We start from the raw sequence: 16055 nt of genomic DNA, 5'->3' as shown, positions 1-16055 counted from the left end.
GTCAACCAGAACTTTGCAGACTACTATAGTCAAAACCCAATAATTATTTACAGGTTTCAATTTAGAAATCAACAACAGCTTATGAATCTACCTGATAGTCCCAAAACTCCCGATTGGTTGCAGAAGATTCAGTATATTATCGATCCCCTCGGTTATATGGATAACGCTTACCAACACTATGGTGACATTTTTAACGCGCCGATCATTGGGAATTATCAACGGCTATTGTTAGTCAGCAACCCAGAGGGGTTGCAACAACTGTTTACCAGAGATAGTAAAGAGTTTTATACCCCCAGCAATGGACTTTTACAACTGGTAGTCGGAGATAATTCCATATTTTGCCTAGAAAGCGATCGCCACAAACGGGAACGGAAGTTGTTAATGCCTCCCTTTCACGGTGATAGAATGCGTGCTTATGGACAAACTATTTGTCACCTGACAGAGGGGATATTTAGCCAATTAACCCCTGGGACAACTTTCTTTGCGCGTAATGTTGTCCAGAGTATCTCTATAGAAGTCATCTTAAAGGTTGTCTTTGCTATCCATGAGGGAGAACGTTTCCAAAAACTCAAACAACTGATGACTGAGTTGATGGATTCCTTTGCATCTCCCTTAGTCTCTAGCTTGCTTTTTTTTCCGTTCTTAAGAAAAGATTTAGGTGCAAGGAGTCCTTGGGGACATTTTCATCGCTTGCAGCAGCAAATTGACCAATTACTCTATGCTGAAATTAGAGAGCGGCGGTCACAATACGATCCTTCCGCTAAAGATATCTTTACCTTGTTGATATCAGCGCGTGACGAAAATGGGGAGGGAATGAGCGATCAAGAATTACATGATGAGTTAATTACCCTACTGTTCGCTGGACATGAAACCACTGCAACGGCGATATCTTGGGCTTTATACTGGGTTCATAAACAGCCAGAAATTCTGGAGAAATTGCTGAGTGAATTGGATAGCCTTGGTGATTCTCCAGAACCAATGAGCATTTTTAAACTACCCTACCTTACCGCTGTTGCCAATGAAACTTTGCGGATTTATCCGGTTGCACTGTTAACTGTTCCACGCGAGGTAAAAGAATCCGTGGAATTAATGGGTTATCAATTAGAACCAGGTACTAGGGTATATGGTTGTATTTATCTAACCCACCAGCGTGAGGATTTATATCCAAACCCCAAGGAGTTTAAACCAGAAAGATTTTTAGAGAGACAATATACACCTTATCAGTTTTTCCCCTTTGGTGGTGGATCAAGGCGTTGTATTGGCGAGGCTTTGGCAATGTTTGAGATGAAGTTGGTATTAGCAACTATTCTGGCCAATTATCGGATGGAGTTAGTTGATAATCGAGACGTGAAACCACAGAGACGGGGTGTTACCGTTGCTCCTAGAGGCGGGGTGAACATGGTGTTGAAGGGAAGGCGCTAAAATGGCGTAAGCGCGATGCTCCCGGCGGGTATGACATCCCACGAGTTGTACCCTAATATAGATGCGCTAACGCTTTATGAAGAGTAGCAAGCAAGGTGATATCAGTTATTGCAAACATTACTATGACTAACTCTCAACCTCCACTGCCACAACCCGAACTCGAAAGAGCAGGAATTACATTTGAGCAGTATGAAAAATTTACTCCAGAAAAGTTGGAACTCTGGGACGGATACCTGCGCTATGGTGGGCAAAATCAACTTGGGTTTCATTTGGCTGTTTTGAGAAATATGGAGCTACTGACAGCAATTCGTCACACAGAATTGTCACTGTGGATAGAAGCCCTAGAGCGTCATCTAAAAGAAAAACTAGAAACCGTCAGCGCTCAACCTGAAGTAGCCCAAGCTTTGCTTAATCGCCTAAATCGAGCAATGTCAGATTTGGCAGCAGTGGCAGAGTATTTGGAGGGATAGCAATACAAAACATATTTTGGCTTACTAGGCAGTAAGTATTTTGCACTGATGTGATATAAACGTTACACAGCAACTTGAATCAAGCTAGTATTCTCCTCAAGAATATTTATTTCATCAAGAGATAGTATTTTTTGTTGCATTTGTTGCAGGTCACTCAGCACGATTTTGGCATCCTCAGTATTAAACTTATAATACTCAGTTAAACTGCCGATGGAATAATTAAAGCCTTGATAGCGGTGTTTAAAATACAGTTCAACATTACCTCTATGCTCCCAAGTTCCTAATACTTTAATAGCAGCACTCGAATAATAAGCAAGTAAATCAATTTTCACCTCTGCCACTCGCTTGATAACGGGTCTAGTAGTTACTCCTATTTTGTAGATAATTCCAATATTAGTTTCAATCTCTAAAAAATACAGTCTAGAAGAGAGAATACATTGAATATCATTACCTGTAAATGATATCCATGTCTGCCAAAGTCCGGTAACTGGATGCTGAACAATCCCTGTGGTCAGTTCGTTGTCCTTAAGCACTGATCATTTTCTGACGGCGACCAAATCCTTTAAACATGGCAATATTGAGTAAACGCTATTTTAAAATGCCCAAAATCAACACCGCGATCGCTCTAGTAAGCTGCTAACAGGTTTGACTCCATTGAATTGTGGGGGATAATCTAGTGGTTTGTACATTCCCATTAATCACCTTGGAACCCAACCAGCTAAATTTATTTTCTGATTTGACCGTCACACCAGCACGCACAGCAGAGACACTGGTAATGAGTCTTGAGGCGCTGTTGAAGTGGAAATCTCAGATTTTTGAATATCAGCAGAAGGTGAGAGAGAACAAACCACCACAGCAGACGGCGTTATTTGACCTTACCCCTAAGCACTGCGATCCAGACGCGATAGATCCTTTTACTCTGCCCTTGCAATCAATGGCGTTTTATCGGATGCCAACAGATGCGGGTACCGCCGCTATTTATTTTGTGATTGATAATGCCATGCCCTTGCTGTTGTATGTTGGTGAAACAAGACGATCTGGTAAACGGTGGAAAGGTGAGCATGGATGCAAGCAATATCTAGATAGTTACCATTCGCTGTATCATCATTATGGACTGCAACGGGAAGTGAGCATCGCTTTTTGGTGGGATACGCCTGTTGATCGACGCGCACGGCAGGAATTGGAATTGAATTTAATTTTGAAGTGGCGATCACCTTTCAATAAGGAGAACTGGGAGCGGTGGGGACAACCGTTTGGTTAGAAAAAGTAAAGTTTACTGTTATTCAATTTTTTACTTACTCCTGAACCATCAACTCTTGTAGCAACGCATCATTTATCCTTTGTGCCTCTGTCCCACTACTTTCCCTAATATCAAAAGCTTGCTGCACTATGGTTTGAACTGACTCTGGTAATGATTCAAATTTTTCCGAATTGAGTATGACGAGGCGGCAACCAGGATAAGGCATAAAATCAGTAAACGGTTCCATCCCCGATGTAATCAGAGTTTTGCTAAGTTCGGCGATGAGATGATGAGGCTTTTGGTTGTCCTCACTGCGGTTGATTTCTGATGCCATATAGCCGCAAAACCAACTCAAAGTGTCAATATCTTTCTGCAATGCTGCCAAAATCCCCGTTACTACTCGTTGGTTGAGGTTGACAGGTAGATTATCAAAGATGCTGTCTAGGTCTTCTGGGTGTCGCTTGTGGCAATAACGCACCGCAGATTCAATAAGTTTATCGATTTTGGTGGGTTGGGGTTGTCCAAATCCCTTTGCACACATGGCACTGCCTCAAAATTTACGTGCTGGAAGACGCGATTTTAACAGAAACAGATTTGTTGGTACGGGAGTAATACCAGAATTGTAGTAACGTTACTCCCTAAGAAGCAGTCAAAGTTTCATAGTCGATTCGATACTTGAATTAATCGATTGTGGCTTTGCATAGGATTGGATTGCCAGTAATAAAGCAATTCATCTATGGCGCTACTTTTTCTTTAAACTGTTTCCCAGCAGAAAACGCAGGCACTTTGGTCGCTGGGATAGTCATTGGCTCATTGGTTTTCGGATTACGCCCTTCGCGTTCTGAGCGTTCGCGTCGCTCGAATGACCCAAACCCTACCAGCGTTATCTTCTCTCCATTAGCCACAGCTTCGGTAACAACTGACAAAAAAGCACTGATTACTTCATCAGCTTGCTTTTTTGTGATGTTGGTCTTTGCCGCTACAGCATCCACTAGTTCGCCTTTGTTCATAAATCACCCTGAAGTATTGCCTTGAAAAAGAAATTTACTTTACTATTACTACCTTTTGGGTAGGATAAGGGTAAAACGACTAACAATCAAGCAGCATACGAAAATTGACAATGCACGGCTACTGCTGTGGCGACTTTGAATTGATGGGTAAAGCCAGTTGAGTTTTAGAAGAGGGGTATGAAATGGGATACAGCCATTTGCGAAATAGTTGCGTTAGACGCGGCATAATCACATAAGTGAGCAGAGCGACACCGAGTCCTGTGCTAATCAGTTGATTGAGCAATAGAGGTAGCCCAGACAGCAACGGTGCTAGCAAACGATTGAGCTGAGGAAGCGTGAAGAATACTCCTAACCAGCTCACTAACGCCATTTTGTAGCGGGGTGGTGGAGACATCATAGGTTTGTTTGAGAGAGTAAACCAGGTTTCCAATCCGGTCAGGGTTTGAATATCTTCTGGCTTTTCAATCAAGGGTTGCAATCGCTCAATCCATTCCCGCCGAATATCTGATTCTAGCCAAGTCTTGAGATTGCCGTAGCAATCGAACTTGAGAATGACCACGTACTCAGGATGGGCGTGATCCTGGGGTCGAATAGTGCTGACACCTAGATGTCCCTTGAATTTTCGTGCATCTGCGGCAATGCCATGAAACCATGCTTCGTAACCTTGCTCACGCCCCGGTTTCACTACATGAGAGATCACAGCAGTGACTGGACAGCTTTCTTCACTGATATTAATTGCTAACGGTTCATCGAACATAGAATTTAACGTTCCGGGTAAAATTTGATAGTTAAAAAAGGAAACGGCTCTTAGGGAGGCCGCTTTCACTCCTATAACAGCCGTCATAATCCAGATCCACGCTACACAACGAATCAACTCGAAACACGGCTGGTATCTTTTCTCAAGGCTTGTGCCTTACCGTGCCTGTACAGACCCAGACCCTAAAACTGAAACGTCGTCCGAATCGTGCCAACAAAAATCGTGTCATTATTGCTGTTGTGATCGGGGTTGATAATAGCAATCGCACCAGGGGTAATTGAGACATTATCGTTCACTTGAAATCGATATAAGGCTTCGAAATGCAATGAGGTGTTGCGATCTACTACCCCAAACTCATTGCTGATAACTTTGGGGGGTTGTCCAAAGACAAAGCCCAATAGGTTGCCTTCCTTGCCCAAATCTGGGAATCCGAAATTAACAGCATAGTAAAAAATCTCAGCGCTGGGATCATTGGGGATATCTTGCGCCGATGCCTGGAGATATCCTACCCATCCCCCTAACCTCAAGGCAGGGTTGATGAGCCAGGAAGCTGCAAGACTATAGCTATTCCCAATAATGTTGTTACTGGCTCCATTGAAGGGGTCATTGGTAATGGTACTACTTGTACCGATATTGATCGCATTTAAAGAACGAGCATAGGTTAAGCCAAAAATTAAGGATTTTGTGGGTTGGAATGTTAGTTGTGCTAGAGCAGAGTAGGAACCATCAAATAATCCCGCCGCAGTAGGGTTATAAGCTTCATTAGCAAGATAAACCATTGCCAAATTCATGGCTGAGTTAAAGTTATAACTGATACCAATGCCTGTCCCACCTGTTTCTTCACGGTAGATGGGGCTGCGAATCCCAAATGCGGAGATAGAACCTCTGCCATCACTTCCCAATAGAGGGTTAATCGTATCGACCACATCAAACAAGGTACCCTGGGCGATCGCAGTCACCTTAACAGCAGATCCGATGGGAAATTCATAATAGAGTTGATTTAAAATTAACTGATTGCCTGTATCACTATCAAAACTTAGGCGAGCCATATTTGTTCCTGTAGCTTCCCTAAAGTTAGGAATATTGCCAGCCTGAAATCGAATTCTTAGTAAATCTTGCCCCGTAAAACTGGTGTTAAAGATCAACCGCACGCGATCGCTAAAAATGATATTATCACCGACCTTACCCCTGGAGCCAGGTGTTTCTCCTGCTGGTACAGCTTTATCATCGTCAAATGCACCACTCACCGCAAAAACTACTTCTCCAGTAAATTTTGTCGTCGTCGAGAATTGCTGAGACTCGAATTGATCTGTGCGTGTTGCTAAGGAATCTACCCGTCCACGCAATATTGAGAGTTCTGCTGCAAATTCCTTTTGAAGTTTTTGCAAAGTTTGTAAATCTTCTCTCTTAATCACATCTGCTGTCGTACTTTCTAGTAGCTGATTGAGCCGAGCCAGACAAGCATTCAACCCGACAGCAAATTCATAGCGAGTGATTGAGCGATTGCCTTGAAATTTTTGATCGGGATAACCACCAATGCAGTCGTAGCGATCGACTAATGCTTGTAATGCTTGTAATGCCCAATCTGTAGGCTGCACATCAGTAAGCTGATTCACAGATGTGACTTGATCGGGCAACGTATCTTCGGCAGTAGCAGACCTAGAAAGGCATTGCTGAGTAAGGCACACTCCAAAGATCAGAGATGACGAGAGAATTAATTGAGAAAAAAGTTTCATTAAGAACAACCACCTTAGAGACACCAGATTGTTCGGCAATTTTTTACCAAGAAGTAGTTGTCACCGCTATGTTTCAAGTAAAGTTGATAACCTAGCGATGACAATACCAACTCAGTTACACACGAGCTAAGGCACTTGCCAAGAATAAATCAGCCCAGCCGTATCAATAATATTTTTGGCAAAACCGAGATATCTAGGCGCTTTCGCCTTGAGGGCGAAAGCGACGGCTGGGCTGATTTATTTATTGGATCTCCCTAAAATAGACGCTTTCTCATTATTTACTGGGAGATCCAGCACTTGAGTTTGCTGCATAGCTGGTCATCAGGTTTTTGTAGTCAGGAATAAACCCTGCTAAAAGACTACCTAGCCCTTCAATATCGTTACGCCAATCACGGTGCAATTCACACACAACGCTAAACCAATTGACTAACTGAACTCCAGCACGAGACATTCGATCCCAAGCTGCATAGCGACAGGCTTCATCGAAGGTTCCAGAGGCATCGGTGACAACAAAAACGTCATAACCTGCCTCCAATGCCGAAAGCGCACAAAAAGTAACACATACATCGGTCACAATTCCGGCAATGATTAATTGCTTTTTGCCTGTGGCTTCTACTGCTTTCACAAAGTCCTCATTGTCCCAAGCGTTGATCTGTCCGGGGCGGGGAATAAAGGGAGCATCGGGAAACTTCTCTTTCAGTTCAGGGATGATGACACCATTGGGGCCATCCTCAAAGCTAGTTGTCAAAACTGTAGGCAGGTTAAAAAACTTGGCTGCACTTGCCAGTGCTAACACATTATTTTTGAAGTCGGCTGCACCAATATCACGCACAAGTGAGAACAGTCCAGTTTGGTGATCGACCAGCAGCACCGCAGCATTATTTTTGTCTAACCGATTGTACTTGAATGTAGACATGAGGTATTTCTCCTAATTTGAGTTATTGGGAATGAGGAATTGCAGAATGCTCTAAATAGCTTATGGCGTAAGCTGTTGCGAGATGGACTCAGTATCCCAACGCGCCTAAAGGACGCAGCGAACGCCGTCTGCGGGGATTTTGAGACCGATGAGGTAGTCAGCGAGGATGTCGTTGACACACGCATTGCCGGCGGTGAGGGCTACACCGTGTTGTTCGCCCTCGACGGTCAGCAGGCTCGCGCCGAGCGTCTTGGCGAGGCTGATGCCGCCTTCGTGCCATGCCTTGCCATATTCGGAGCCGCCGCGAATGTTGGCGATCGCGATCGCCGCGTTTGCCGCTTCTAAAATTGCTTTATTGTTCTCTGACATCTGAATCTCTCTTCTGTTCAAAGCAACAAAGTGGTGTGAGTTGTTATGCTGTTGCCCCTCATTGGTTTACTTCTAGGGACTGGTAAACGGCTTACATTGAATCGCCTTCACATTTCGCAGATAGTCCAACTGTGGCTCGAAGTCAGTCGGACAGAAGACATAAACATTGTCCTGCGACAGGCTGATGACCAAACGGTAGCTGGGTGAAATCCCTTCAGAACCTTCGATCAATTCGATTCTGGGAATCACTTGTGAACTGACTTGAGCCAGGGATAGAAAATTGAACAGTAGGAGTACGCCGAACAGAATTGTGATTGCGATTATGGTTGTAGTTGTGATTTTGATTGAAAAAATCTTTCGGTTCATTAGAAATCTTCTGTGGCTTATGGTTGTGTAATGTTCTGTTGTTTCCAGGGAAGCGCGGATCGATAGGGGTTTTCGTGCATATCCAGGACTTCCCAGGTGGTTGGATTGACTCGCCCTGTAACTAAGATTCTGTGTCGTCTCTGGAGATCGCGTACCGCAGACGCTGTGACCGCACCAAAGATGCCATCGATGATTGCCCCTCTTGGATTGCCTAACCTCACACCTGCGGCTCCTAAAAAGCCATTGTCTTGAAGAATGCGTTGTAACAATTGCACGTCTCTGCCGCGATCGCCTTGGCGTAAGGTAGGTAAGGTTAAATCAGTGTAGGCAGTGGCGATCAGAATGGGGGAGGTTTGTTGTGGAGGAATGCTGTGTGCGATCTGCGCTGACGCTCGAAGACTCGCTAATGCTTCGCAAACGCAGCAGCGCTTCGCTATCGCGGGATGAGTGAATGAACCTCCGAGCAATCCTGTTGCGATCATTAGTACTCCGAAAATGAGTTGAGGTTTCATGATTGCCCTCCTGATGGAGATTGGTTTTATTTTGCATCAATTTGCGTCGGAGTGATTACTCCACTCGCTTTGAGACCTGCAACGAGGTAACGCTTGCTGATGAAATGCAGCGATTTCTTTTCGACCCTTGAGATGTGTGCCCTCGAACGTGAGGAAATCGGCAGTTTTGCTGAACGGGGCAGCAAAGCCTTCCCCGCTACCTCGATTCCAAGCATCAATCATCTGGTAAAGGAAAGCACGGATTGCCGACTCGTCAGCATTAGTGGTGGTTTGAGCTGTTTGTGAATTCACACTCTTGAGTTCTCTTTTTAAGTAATAGACCAGTTTTCGAGCAGCATAAATTGTGTTATTAACGCTTGCAAAACTCACGGAACAATTGCAGTCACGCGAATTTCAATCCGCATCGTGGGTAGTCCAAGCGTCGCGACTCCTACCTGTGTCCAGATTGGAGCGTGGTTCGGCATATAATGACGAAATAGCTTGGACATCACTTCGTTAACCTCCGGGGGGAACCCGCCAACATGGTAAGAATTAACGTGAACCACATGCTCCCAACCCGCACCAGCCGTCGCCAAGGTTTGCTCGACGTTCCGGAACGCCTGAGCAATCTCGTCTGCAAGCGATTCGGTAATTTGCAGATTGTCATCCCAGCCGCCTTGCCCTGATATCTCCACTCGATTGTCAATTTTTACCGCTTGTGAGTAATGCAATTGATTTAACAGATATTCCCCATAACCAGGGGTAACAAAAAACTTTGGCTTATTCATGGTGTTCCTCATGTAGTACGTTTGACTCTATCTCGCGTTGCTGAAACGAGTTTGTTTCGGCATCATCCGATTCAGACCCTAATGTTCAGAATTCACTTGCCATGTAATCACAATGATTTCTGCAAACAGTAAGACAACTATTAGCCGCGAAAACGCTTGTAAAATGGCTTCCATTACCCAGTTCTGACTCTGAACTTCCCAGAGCATCCAAACAATGTTCACTCCAATCACTAACCAGGGTAGAATTACCGATGAATTCCGCCTGCGATAGAAGCGGATCGCTGTCTCACGCCAAAATGGAAAGGTACTGAGAATACAAGCGATATAGGACGTTCCTGCACTAATGAACAAGCTTGTTTGAAGACCCGAAGGCAGGTTTGGGTATCCAAGCGCGATCGCACTCAGGCAAACTCCCAGCGCGAGGTACAGGAAAGTAAACAAGGTAAATCGTTTCATTATTTCTTCTCCGGTGAAGCTTATTCTCTGTACCACACACGCACACATTGAAAGCAATTGACTGTAACGCCCTGGCTGATCATCACTGGGTAGACCCCATTACTGACTGTCACGCCGTAGACACCATCACTTGTGCTTTTCAAGCTATCTGGTAAAACAACGGTTTCAACATTGATCACCTGTATCGAATGGCACTAAGAAAAGCTTTAAGCTATACACCGTAATGATTACAGGTATTTATGCGATTAAGGAGTCAAGGAGTAAGAGCGGAATGTCACTAAGAAAACGTGAAACCTCGCTAGGGAAGGGTGTTGGGGGTAGGGTGTAGTGTTTAAGACAATTAAACTTTAGTTGCGTCAAGGAGTTCAACATTTTCTTGATTCCCCACACCCTACACCCCACACCCAAAAACCAGTTATATCAAGGCTTTGTGCTTAACTTAGTGCCATTCTCACCTGTATCGTTGTATTTTCAATCCACTGATTTTCAGCACTCACAACCTCAGAGAAGGATTCATAATCGGAAGCTCCGCCGAAGGGTCCCCGTTCAGTAATCCGAGGCGCAAAATCTTTGCACTGAATCATTTGATTTACCACCTTAAAACTGTAGAGTTGAGCATCAATTCAAGTAGTGGGCATCGCCCACCATTTTTAAAACCTTTCTTTTTAAAACCCTTCACGGTAAAGCTTTGTGGGCAGTGCTAGCCCTACGATATCTATTCCAAAACTTAAGCCAACCTTGCCAGTAAACCGCTAAGAACAGAGGCAAAAGCATGAAAGCTGATATGGGCTAACATTGCAGCTTCTAGCGAATATTGCCAAAAGAGCCAGCCAAACGCAATCCCCACAATCCCATTCAGTAACAATGCCCGAATAATCACAACTGGAGTGAGGGGAACGATCGCGGCAGTCGCTGGCAGGTGTAGTAGTCCAAATACCAACGCGGCTAGAACAATCGCACCCTGGTAAATCCCTTGACTTGGCAACGTAACGCCTTGTTTTAGCCCTTTCCACGCGATCCAAACAAGCAGCGACATTAAACCCCAGCGCATCAAAATTTCCTCAGTGATGCCGCCATAGAACATTGCTGTGAGCAAATTCAACCAACTTGGCTCTGTATTATTGGCTGCCCGTAGCGCTTCAGGTAGGACAGGTTGCATCAACTGATCGAGCAACAAGAGAACGATCGCCGCCGCTGCACCCACACCCAAGCTCCACTTCATCTCAACGGCAAAAGATGGAGACTTAGCGGTGTGAAACACCCAATGATCAATCAAATGGGAGCTTAATCCAATACGATAGGCGCAACCAATTCCGATTAGAATGCTAATTGCCAGTAGAATTGAATACTGTAGTCCTTGCAGAAGCATTAAAATCCACAATGGCGGCACTTTTTCGAGCATTTCTGGAGACAGTTTCGCTAACTGTTGCTCGACTAAAGGAATAGACGCGATCGTGTACATCACAATTCCCACACTGCCCAATACAAATAAAATCCCGAATTGTTTCAGAATTGCCATTGGTTTAACCTCCAGATGATCCGTCCTATCAGCCCATACCAGCAGCTACCATCACCGGAATTGTGGGCAAGTTGAAAACGACGTGAACAATGACAGCAGTCCAGACCGGTATTGAGTTAGGTCGAGGGGGAGTATTATCTCCCGCCCCTCCCAATTAGAACTGGACGTGCAACTTTGGCTGCATCCAGCTCCCGACAAACTTATTTGCTCATGTGGATGTATTGATGACAGGATTGATGAATAGCGAGGAGGTTTTGAGATTTCCAGTTATCATGATCCCTATCTACGTGATGAAGATGTATATCTTCATCATCTGCAAACTTAAGTCCGCAGTGTCCACAACTATGGTCTTGTTTTTTAAGTGCTTTTGCTGTCGCCCCGTCGTAGTGTTTGGATTGTCGCTTGCTCCAGTAAACAAGATTACCGTTAAATGGGGACGCATCTCCTTTAACCATGAAGTGCTTGTGTTCTGAATATGGTACTGCGGGGAATGCTTTATCTATTAAAGCATCCGTTTGATAGCGGTTAAGTTTGGATTCTTTATTAAAGACATTCCATGTTCTCCTGCGGGTGAACCACAGTGTGAACCTTGAACCGTCCATCTTACAGTAGCGGTGATAGTTTCTCCAACCTCTAATAATGGGAGAGAGTTTCTGGCTTTTAACTAAAGCACCATAATTCGAGTTATTGACTATAGCTTTAACTTTCTTGCGGAATGCTAGATAGTTATCCTCTGAGGGAGTACATCTAAACTTGCCGTTTTTCTGGACTCGAAATTGCCAGCCGAGAAAATTAAATCCATCAGTCGCGGATATAAAGCGTGTCTTCGCTGACTTAATGTTTAGACCCCTAACGCGCAAAAATTCTGTGATTTCATCAAAGACTTGAGCTTGATTGTCGCCTTTCTTAAAAATAAAAACCATATCGTCTGCGTATCTCACAGATTTATGTATAGCTTCTATTCCGTGTAGGGCAATGTTGGCAAGTACTGGGCTGCACACGCCACCTTGAGGTGTGCCTTGTTCAGGGAATTCAGGATTAACCCCTGCTTTTAGGCATTTCCATAATCCCAGTTTCGCACCTTTGGGTGCTATGATTTGGGACATTAGGTGGTTATGATTAATCCTATCGAAGCATTTTTCAATGTCCATCTCCAAGATTATTTTGTCCTTACCATTGGATTTTGACCTCAGATTATCAAAGAGATATTTCTGAACATCATGTGTCGAACGACCGGGACGAAAACCATAGGAGCGTTCATGAAAAATCGCTTCGTGAGCGGGTTCGATAGAATATTTGATAATACATTGCCATGCTCTATCTTTCATGGTGGGTACTTTGAGAATTCTCATAGTTCCGTCCTTTTTAGGGATTGGTATTTCTCGTAACTTACTGTGAGTCCAAGTATTAACTTGTGTTTTTAGTAAGTTATCGAGGTCAAATCGCTCCTGAAAAGTTAGAGAGGCTTTGCCATCTACACCTGCTGTTTTCTTGCCTTTGTTTAGCTGGGTCACTTGACGAATCGCCAGTAATCTCGCACTTCGGGATTTCAGTATAAGCTTTTGAAGATTGTTGGCTCGTTTCCTATCGCCAACTCGAACAGCTTTCCACAAACGACATTGGAGGCGAAAAAGGTTTTTGCGGAGTTTCTTCCACGGTTGACTCTTCCAAAGTTCACTATCACTATTACTAGTCATGTGTCTAACTATACTCACCTTTGTAGTATGTGTTCTGATTGCCTCAAAGCAATTACGCTTCGTCTTACCCGATGGCAGGGTTCCGCGTCTCGTCTCGCCTACAAGGGTTTCGACCTATCCCCTGACCTAACCATCGTTTTTATTCGTTCCGACACAGAGATTGTTATGATGTTTTAGGACAGACCACTTCGCCTATACCCTTCTCAGAGATTGCATCTAGCTCGGCGGACTGATGCGAGAGTTACGGGTATGAAGTCGGCATATTTTGTCCAGGTTGCCGCTTCATATTAAGACGTTTTTCTAGGTCTAGTTTATCCATGACATCTCCCCATTAGCGCCAGTGTGACTACCTGCTTTGGTTTTCCTCTGGTTGCGCCCTGTCTCCAGCTTCACTCTGTAGGATTCCGAGCCTACTCGGTGTGGACAGATAAGGAGTCAACTGTCTCTTCAGTGGTGGGGCTTTCACCCACATTTCTGGGTCAGTTATAAACATTTTGGAGGTTTGACCTCCGCGTGTTCACCCAAGGTTATGTATTTGCCTTGGAACGAATCGCACTGCCGAGATATAAGTAAAAACCTGCAAGATGGTCTCAAAACTCATACTATATATAGGGTTCAGGCATTTTTTAAGTAAAATTGGCAGGATAACGTAAATCTTGGGTATGTATCGCTACAAAAACTAGAGTATTTATTAATTTTATTTACAGGTTTTACAGCAAGGACTTTGAGTATCCTTCGCAATGGATTGTCTGTAACTATTACAGGCAAAGGATTATAGCCCAAAATATTAGCCTTCTACCACAGAGTATTTATTAAACTCTTGGGTTGGCGAAAAGCAATTATTGACCCTCAAACTGCAAGTATCTTCAGGCAAAATCCTACTTTCGCTTAAAAAACGTTCAAACTTGTATACAGCAGGGCTTTTCAGACCATCTTGCTGTTTTTTACTTGTATCTCGGCTCAATACCTAGATAAGGCCATTACAAATGCCTTAGATGCTGTAACTAAAAAAGACATCATTGGATGGTTCACGCACTGCTGTTACTATATTGCACCCAACTGAGAACCGCTATAAGTTTGGGACAAGCGCGTACAATGAAACCTACTTTGGCACGGTGATACCCTTAGCTACTATGAACTTTACGCCGTAGTAAACTTATTATACCTATACAAGATATCAAAGCTACAACATTTGATGGTTCAGGAACAGTTGGTGTTTTCTGTGTATCTAAGAAATTGGCCATATCTTCACCAATGATTTGATGTACACGACGAGTAGGATGAATCTCGTCGAAGTAATAATAATTATCAGGTGTTGAACAACCAGGCTCTAACCCCCCAGTGGTGTATAAAAGTTTGCAGGCATCATTTATATTGGTAAAACCAAATGTCGCTGGGGTAGAGCGAATTTTGTTGCTAATTGCAACATGGTCATACAGTGCAACTTCGACACCTAATTGCTTATTCAGGGTATCGAGTTGACCGGGAAGACTTTTATTGATAACATCTCTAAACTTAGCTGCCTCTTCTGAGTATTGCTCAAAAAGTGGTAATACAGCTAAATCTGTAGAATTTACAACAAAAAACTGTTCTGCACCTAGCATTGCAAGTTGTGATATTCCAGAAACAATATTGTTAACAGCAGCATCAGCTAATACATCGACCGAACCAGTCTGATTATTAAAAAACTTTTCTAATAAGTCATTTGTAGATATAAAAATGAAGTATAATCCCTTAGAATCTGGCACGCGATTAACTTCTGCTTTATATTCTTCGATTTGACCGAATAAACCAGTATTTTGATATTTATCAAGCCAAGTACTTAAATTGCCATTACCGCTTTTTGCACCACCCATAGCATAATTTGTTAATTGTAATTTTTTTTGTTTTGCTAGTACCTCAACTGATGTTAAGCCGGGATTATTTGTCCATCGACCATCAGAGTCATACACGTCTACTTGGGGGAATATAAATGCTCCAGGCACCCCAGAGTTAACTGCTGCTGTTGTAATCCGAAGTGCTGCCCCATTATCTGAATAGCTATCACCAAAACCATAAATACGAGAAATAGAGTTGAAAGAAGCAGCATAAGCATTATTAACACTTACACACAAAAAAGCAGCACTACTTACTGTGGCAGTAACAAATGTCTTGAAAGTTGTATTTTTCAGCATAGATCAATGCATGTCCCAATATCTAAAATTATGTTCAAAGGTGTAACCTTTACTTTTAATTCACTATGCTTATTCATGGTGTTCCTCTGTTCAGTAACGATTGTCGATAAGCGAAGTGAAATCGAAGTAAAAGCGAAAAAATTCACGGCTTTACAGCAATTCTTGATTATCACTCGGCGGACTTTCTGCTTTGCAAGAATACATCCTGACTTTTGCAGATGATTTACGCCGCGCTGCTGGTTGCATCCTTGACCTCGGTTTTGATAACGAAAGCCCTTAACTCGACAATATTATCGCCGCGAAAGCGCCAGATGTCGCAGTACGAGTAATCAGCCGCCTTCCCGTCTTCGTCCTTCATGGTGATGTCGCCGAGTGCCGTGACGAAATCACCCTCAGCGATTAAGTTAGCGACCCTAAACTTTGGCGGCTCTATGTATGTCATTGCCATCCATTGGCGAACGGCTTCTTTTCCTTTAAGGGTCTTGTCACCTACAAATGTCCATTCCATGTCGTCGGCGCAGAACGACAAGAATCCTTCATTGTTGCCTTGGGCGATCGCCGCGTTTGCCTCTTCTAAGATGGCTTTATTTTTGTCTGACATTTGAATTTCTCCTCTATTCAAGTTGTCTTTGTTTTAACCAACT

Annotated in this window: 21 protein-coding genes; 4 read left to right on the top strand and 17 right to left on the bottom strand. The window is 43.7% G+C overall.

Annotation, left to right across the window (positions count from 1 at the left end):
* The first annotated feature begins 81 nt into the window (after positions 1-81).
* Together IQ274_RS26095 and IQ274_RS26090 are read left to right on the top strand one after the other, a co-directional pair.
* Entirely contained in the window at positions 82-1422 is a 1341-nt protein-coding gene (locus IQ274_RS26095) for a cytochrome P450 (protein ID WP_194143915.1), read from the top strand.
* A 122-nt stretch (positions 1423-1544) separates the two neighbouring features.
* Positions 1545-1892, top strand: coding sequence for a hypothetical protein (locus tag IQ274_RS26090; protein ID WP_194143914.1), 348 nt, complete (start codon positions 1545-1547; stop codon positions 1890-1892).
* Positions 1893-1954: 62 nt separating this feature from the next.
* Here the strand turns inward: IQ274_RS26090 and IQ274_RS26085 are convergent, their stop codons facing one another.
* Positions 1955-2425: a GIY-YIG nuclease family protein gene (locus IQ274_RS26085; protein ID WP_194143913.1), complete on the bottom strand. Its 471-nt coding sequence runs from the start codon at positions 2423-2425 to the stop codon at positions 1955-1957.
* Positions 2426-2568: 143 nt separating this feature from the next.
* On the opposite strand from IQ274_RS26085, the gene IQ274_RS26080 reads away from it, so the two are divergent.
* The gene (locus tag IQ274_RS26080; protein ID WP_322745339.1) at positions 2569-3153 is read left to right on the top strand and encodes a GIY-YIG nuclease family protein; all 585 of its coding nucleotides are present in this window, start codon (positions 2569-2571) and stop codon (positions 3151-3153) included.
* 34 nt (positions 3154-3187) lie between these two features.
* Here IQ274_RS26080 and IQ274_RS26075 read toward each other — a convergent pair whose 3' ends face one another.
* From IQ274_RS26075 to IQ274_RS26050, 6 genes are all read right to left on the bottom strand, one after another.
* A complete protein-coding gene (locus IQ274_RS26075; RefSeq protein ID WP_194143912.1) occupies positions 3188-3673 on the bottom strand; it encodes a hypothetical protein in 486 nt (161 codons plus the stop codon).
* A 193-nt stretch (positions 3674-3866) separates the two neighbouring features.
* Complete coding sequence (locus IQ274_RS26070; RefSeq protein WP_193948174.1) at positions 3867-4142, bottom strand: HU family DNA-binding protein; 276 nt, start codon at positions 4140-4142, stop codon at positions 3867-3869.
* A gap of 118 nt (positions 4143-4260) precedes the next feature.
* Positions 4261-4986, bottom strand: coding sequence for an antibiotic biosynthesis monooxygenase (locus IQ274_RS26065; protein WP_228038726.1), 726 nt, complete (start codon positions 4984-4986; stop codon positions 4261-4263).
* Positions 4987-5081: 95 nt separating this feature from the next.
* Positions 5082-6635 carry an iron uptake porin gene (locus IQ274_RS26060; protein ID WP_194143911.1) on the bottom strand — a complete coding sequence of 518 codons (1554 nt, stop codon included), beginning with the start codon at positions 6633-6635 and terminating at the stop codon, positions 5082-5084.
* 274 nt (positions 6636-6909) lie between these two features.
* Positions 6910-7551: an isochorismate family cysteine hydrolase YcaC gene (gene ycaC, locus IQ274_RS26055; protein ID WP_193948172.1), complete on the bottom strand. Its 642-nt coding sequence runs from the start codon at positions 7549-7551 to the stop codon at positions 6910-6912.
* Between the two features lie 105 nt (positions 7552-7656).
* Positions 7657-7920: an alpha/beta hydrolase gene (locus tag IQ274_RS26050; RefSeq protein ID WP_194143910.1), complete on the bottom strand. Its 264-nt coding sequence runs from the start codon at positions 7918-7920 to the stop codon at positions 7657-7659.
* Between the two features lie 45 nt (positions 7921-7965).
* On the opposite strand from IQ274_RS26050, the gene IQ274_RS26045 reads away from it, so the two are divergent.
* Complete coding sequence (locus tag IQ274_RS26045) at positions 7966-8127, top strand: hypothetical protein (protein WP_193948170.1); 162 nt, start codon at positions 7966-7968, stop codon at positions 8125-8127.
* A 176-nt stretch (positions 8128-8303) separates the two neighbouring features.
* Here IQ274_RS26045 and IQ274_RS26040 read toward each other — a convergent pair whose 3' ends face one another.
* From IQ274_RS26040 to IQ274_RS25995, 10 genes are all read right to left on the bottom strand, one after another.
* On the bottom strand, positions 8304-8798 hold the full coding sequence (locus tag IQ274_RS26040) for a peptidoglycan-binding domain-containing protein (RefSeq protein WP_194143909.1): 495 nt from the start codon (positions 8796-8798) through the stop codon (positions 8304-8306).
* A 36-nt stretch (positions 8799-8834) separates the two neighbouring features.
* Entirely contained in the window at positions 8835-9089 is a 255-nt protein-coding gene (locus tag IQ274_RS26035; protein WP_322745337.1) for an SgcJ/EcaC family oxidoreductase, read from the bottom strand.
* A 74-nt stretch (positions 9090-9163) separates the two neighbouring features.
* Complete coding sequence (locus IQ274_RS26030) at positions 9164-9565, bottom strand: RidA family protein (RefSeq protein ID WP_193948168.1); 402 nt, start codon at positions 9563-9565, stop codon at positions 9164-9166.
* A gap of 78 nt (positions 9566-9643) precedes the next feature.
* Positions 9644-10021, bottom strand: coding sequence for a hypothetical protein (locus tag IQ274_RS26025; RefSeq protein ID WP_194143908.1), 378 nt, complete (start codon positions 10019-10021; stop codon positions 9644-9646).
* Between the two features lie 20 nt (positions 10022-10041).
* The gene (locus IQ274_RS26020; protein WP_194143907.1) at positions 10042-10200 is read right to left on the bottom strand and encodes a hypothetical protein; all 159 of its coding nucleotides are present in this window, start codon (positions 10198-10200) and stop codon (positions 10042-10044) included.
* A gap of 255 nt (positions 10201-10455) precedes the next feature.
* Positions 10456-10605 carry a hypothetical protein gene (locus tag IQ274_RS26015; RefSeq protein ID WP_194143934.1) on the bottom strand — a complete coding sequence of 50 codons (150 nt, stop codon included), beginning with the start codon at positions 10603-10605 and terminating at the stop codon, positions 10456-10458.
* A gap of 143 nt (positions 10606-10748) precedes the next feature.
* Positions 10749-11540: a CPBP family intramembrane glutamic endopeptidase gene (locus IQ274_RS26010; RefSeq protein WP_194143906.1), complete on the bottom strand. Its 792-nt coding sequence runs from the start codon at positions 11538-11540 to the stop codon at positions 10749-10751.
* A 200-nt stretch (positions 11541-11740) separates the two neighbouring features.
* Entirely contained in the window at positions 11741-13249 is a 1509-nt protein-coding gene (locus IQ274_RS26005; RefSeq protein WP_194143930.1) for a group II intron reverse transcriptase/maturase, read from the bottom strand.
* A 1112-nt stretch (positions 13250-14361) separates the two neighbouring features.
* A complete protein-coding gene (locus IQ274_RS26000; RefSeq protein WP_194143905.1) occupies positions 14362-15411 on the bottom strand; it encodes an SGNH/GDSL hydrolase family protein in 1050 nt (349 codons plus the stop codon).
* A gap of 223 nt (positions 15412-15634) precedes the next feature.
* Positions 15635-16012, bottom strand: coding sequence for a nuclear transport factor 2 family protein (locus IQ274_RS25995; protein WP_194143904.1), 378 nt, complete (start codon positions 16010-16012; stop codon positions 15635-15637).
* Positions 16013-16055 lie beyond the last annotated feature (43 nt).

It is taken from the genome of Nostoc sp. LEGE 12447, from assembly GCF_015206985.1.
Taxonomy (GTDB): Bacteria; Cyanobacteriota; Cyanobacteriia; order Cyanobacteriales; family Nostocaceae; genus Nostoc.
Note: the sequence above shows the minus strand (reverse complement) of the source record. Positions and strands in the feature narration are given on the sequence as shown.

Excerpts from the sequence above, each read along its gene's own strand:
- IQ274_RS26090 (WP_194143914.1), top strand. The coding sequence starts at position 1,545 with ATGACTAACTCTCAACCTCCACTGCCACAACCCGAACTCGAAAGAGCA.
- IQ274_RS26050 (WP_194143910.1), bottom strand. The coding sequence starts at position 7,920 with ATGTCAGAGAACAATAAAGCAATTTTAGAAGCGGCAAACGCGGCGATC.
- IQ274_RS26060 (WP_194143911.1), bottom strand. The coding sequence starts at position 6,635 with ATGAAACTTTTTTCTCAATTAATTCTCTCGTCATCTCTGATCTTTGGA.
- IQ274_RS26040 (WP_194143909.1), bottom strand. The coding sequence starts at position 8,798 with ATGAAACCTCAACTCATTTTCGGAGTACTAATGATCGCAACAGGATTG.
- IQ274_RS26010 (WP_194143906.1), bottom strand. The coding sequence starts at position 11,540 with ATGGCAATTCTGAAACAATTCGGGATTTTATTTGTATTGGGCAGTGTG.
- IQ274_RS26070 (WP_193948174.1), bottom strand. The coding sequence starts at position 4,142 with ATGAACAAAGGCGAACTAGTGGATGCTGTAGCGGCAAAGACCAACATC.
- IQ274_RS26015 (WP_194143934.1), bottom strand. The coding sequence starts at position 10,605 with ATGATTCAGTGCAAAGATTTTGCGCCTCGGATTACTGAACGGGGACCC.
- ycaC (WP_193948172.1), bottom strand. The coding sequence starts at position 7,551 with ATGTCTACATTCAAGTACAATCGGTTAGACAAAAATAATGCTGCGGTG.
- IQ274_RS26075 (WP_194143912.1), bottom strand. The coding sequence starts at position 3,673 with ATGTGTGCAAAGGGATTTGGACAACCCCAACCCACCAAAATCGATAAA.
- IQ274_RS26025 (WP_194143908.1), bottom strand. The coding sequence starts at position 10,021 with ATGAAACGATTTACCTTGTTTACTTTCCTGTACCTCGCGCTGGGAGTT.
- IQ274_RS26000 (WP_194143905.1), bottom strand. The coding sequence starts at position 15,411 with ATGCTGAAAAATACAACTTTCAAGACATTTGTTACTGCCACAGTAAGT.
- IQ274_RS26030 (WP_193948168.1), bottom strand. The coding sequence starts at position 9,565 with ATGAATAAGCCAAAGTTTTTTGTTACCCCTGGTTATGGGGAATATCTG.
- IQ274_RS25995 (WP_194143904.1), bottom strand. The coding sequence starts at position 16,012 with ATGTCAGACAAAAATAAAGCCATCTTAGAAGAGGCAAACGCGGCGATC.
- IQ274_RS26045 (WP_193948170.1), top strand. The coding sequence starts at position 7,966 with ATGCTGTTGCCCCTCATTGGTTTACTTCTAGGGACTGGTAAACGGCTT.
- IQ274_RS26095 (WP_194143915.1), top strand. The coding sequence starts at position 82 with ATGAATCTACCTGATAGTCCCAAAACTCCCGATTGGTTGCAGAAGATT.
- IQ274_RS26065 (WP_228038726.1), bottom strand. The coding sequence starts at position 4,986 with ATGACGGCTGTTATAGGAGTGAAAGCGGCCTCCCTAAGAGCCGTTTCC.